Annotated in this window: 2 pseudogenes; one reads left to right on the forward strand and one right to left on the reverse strand. The window is 41.3% G+C overall.

The features are described 5' to 3' along the window. Positions 1-905: pseudogene (locus ACFINH_RS09685) on the reverse strand (phage portal protein); the annotation flags it as partial. A 175-nt stretch (positions 906-1,080) separates the two neighbouring features. Here ACFINH_RS09685 and ACFINH_RS09690 point away from each other — a divergent pair. Next, a pseudogene (locus ACFINH_RS09690) lies at positions 1,081-1,974 on the forward strand (tyrosine-type recombinase/integrase); the annotation flags it as partial.

Genomic DNA, 1,974 nt, shown 5'->3' on the forward strand with positions numbered 1-1,974 from the left:
TTTTGAAGCAACGGTAATAATTGCGTGATAATGCCAAAGGTACGCTCTTTCTCATTCGGGCTGGTTGGAGCATCATCCACCACAATATCGTAATCAATACTCATCACCGCTTCACGTGTTAAGGGAATATATTGCGCATTCTCCTCACCCGATATCCTCACCAAACGACCATCAGACAAGTAATTCTGTATCAGATGCAAAATAATCTTACCCTGCCTTTTGCGATACAAACGCAAGCCATCAAATAGACAAGCAAGCAGGTTAAGACTAGATTGACGCCGTTGTGCTTCTAAAATCCCTGCTTGTGAGACTTCTCTCGTCCCGATAAACTCAGGCGATAAGCCCGTAACTTGATTAATCGCTTCCTTGGCTTCATTAAACAGTTGGAAAAAACCGGTTGGGAATTGCGCTACGGGTTTGGGCTGTATCTTACCACCTGCCAAAGCGCCATTTTTTAAAACCGTAATACTATCTACTCTGCTCCAACTCTTTACAGCTTCTCTCACATCTTCAAATGCGCCCCGCTCTGCCATTATCCCGCCTTTGGATTGGCTATTAAGGATATGCATTACTTGACTAAAATATTTATTCGCCCATCGTTGTGGATCTTTTGTCGGACGGACAACCCCATAAAATTGCCGTTCTATCTTATCAAAATACCCTGTTATACACTCCCAACCCAATTGACCCGCTGGAACCAAAGGTTGATCAGGGGATTCAAGCAATTTTCTCCCTAAAAAAGCACGTTTTACGACCTTTTTATTGAAAGCTGCCCCTTGGATATCGGGCATCATGCACTGTAACTGCTTAAATTCCTCTTCACTATAATCACGAACTTCTCCAGTGCTTAAATCGGGCGCTTTGTAATATCGCTCGCTTTCAAACCAACGGCATTCAACAAGTGTTCAAGGCATTGATTTATAATCATAATCTAGCGTTATTCATATTGAATGAGAACCCTGAATAACGTAAGATTCTCTCATCTTAAATCTGTGTATCTTGAATCAATCAAAATCACTTGCTTGCACGTCACAAGCGGGGTTGATGTGTGGGTAAAAACTATAGCAGAAAGGAGTAAAAATGGTTCTTATGAATCGTCTTAATGCAAGGGCTGTCGCAACATTGGGAGCTGGCAAATATAATGATGGTGCCGGCTTGCTTCTCCATAAGCGTAAAGATGGTGGTGCTCAATGGCTGTATCGTTATACCATTCATGGTCGGCGCCGTGAAATGGGCTTGGGTGCTTTAAGAGATGTTTCTTTAAAACAAGCCCGTGAATTGGCAACAGGATGGCGGGCTGTTTTACGTGAAGGGCGTGACCCTATTAAAGAACGTGAAAAACAAAAGCGTGAGGCAATAAGCAATCTCCATTACTTAAAAGATATTGCACTAGATACTTTTGAAACTCGTAAAGCTGAATTAAAAGGTGATGGTAAAAATGGTAAATGGTTTACACCTTTACGCCTTCATATTCTCCCTAAATTAGGCTGTCTACCCATTTCAGAGATTACACAAACAGAGATACGCAATATTCTTGCCCCTATTTGGCATACAAAAGCTAGAACTGCTCGAACAGCATTGATGCGTCTTAATCTTTGTCTTAAACATGCTGCTGCCTTGGGTTTAGATGTTGATTTACAAGCAACAGAAAAAGCACAAGCTTTATTAGGCAAACAACGCTATAAGATCACGAATAGACCAGCTATGGATTGGAGAGAAGTGCCGGCTTTTATCAGACGCTTTGTAAAACAACAACCATAACATATCTGGCATTACGTTTGCTTATTTTGACAGGCGTTCGTACACGTCCTTTACGTTATATCCATAAAGATCAAGTTGATGGGGATATCTGGACAATCCCTGCTGAAAATATGAAAGGAAGACGGGATGCTACAACAGAATTTCGCGTGCCTTTATCAACTGAAGCATTAGACATTTTAAAACAAGCACGATTGCTTTCTCGTAATGATTTCT

The sequence above is a fragment of the Bartonella sp. AA74HLJMH genome, from assembly GCF_042197045.1.
GTDB lineage: Bacteria > Pseudomonadota > Alphaproteobacteria > Rhizobiales > Rhizobiaceae > Bartonella.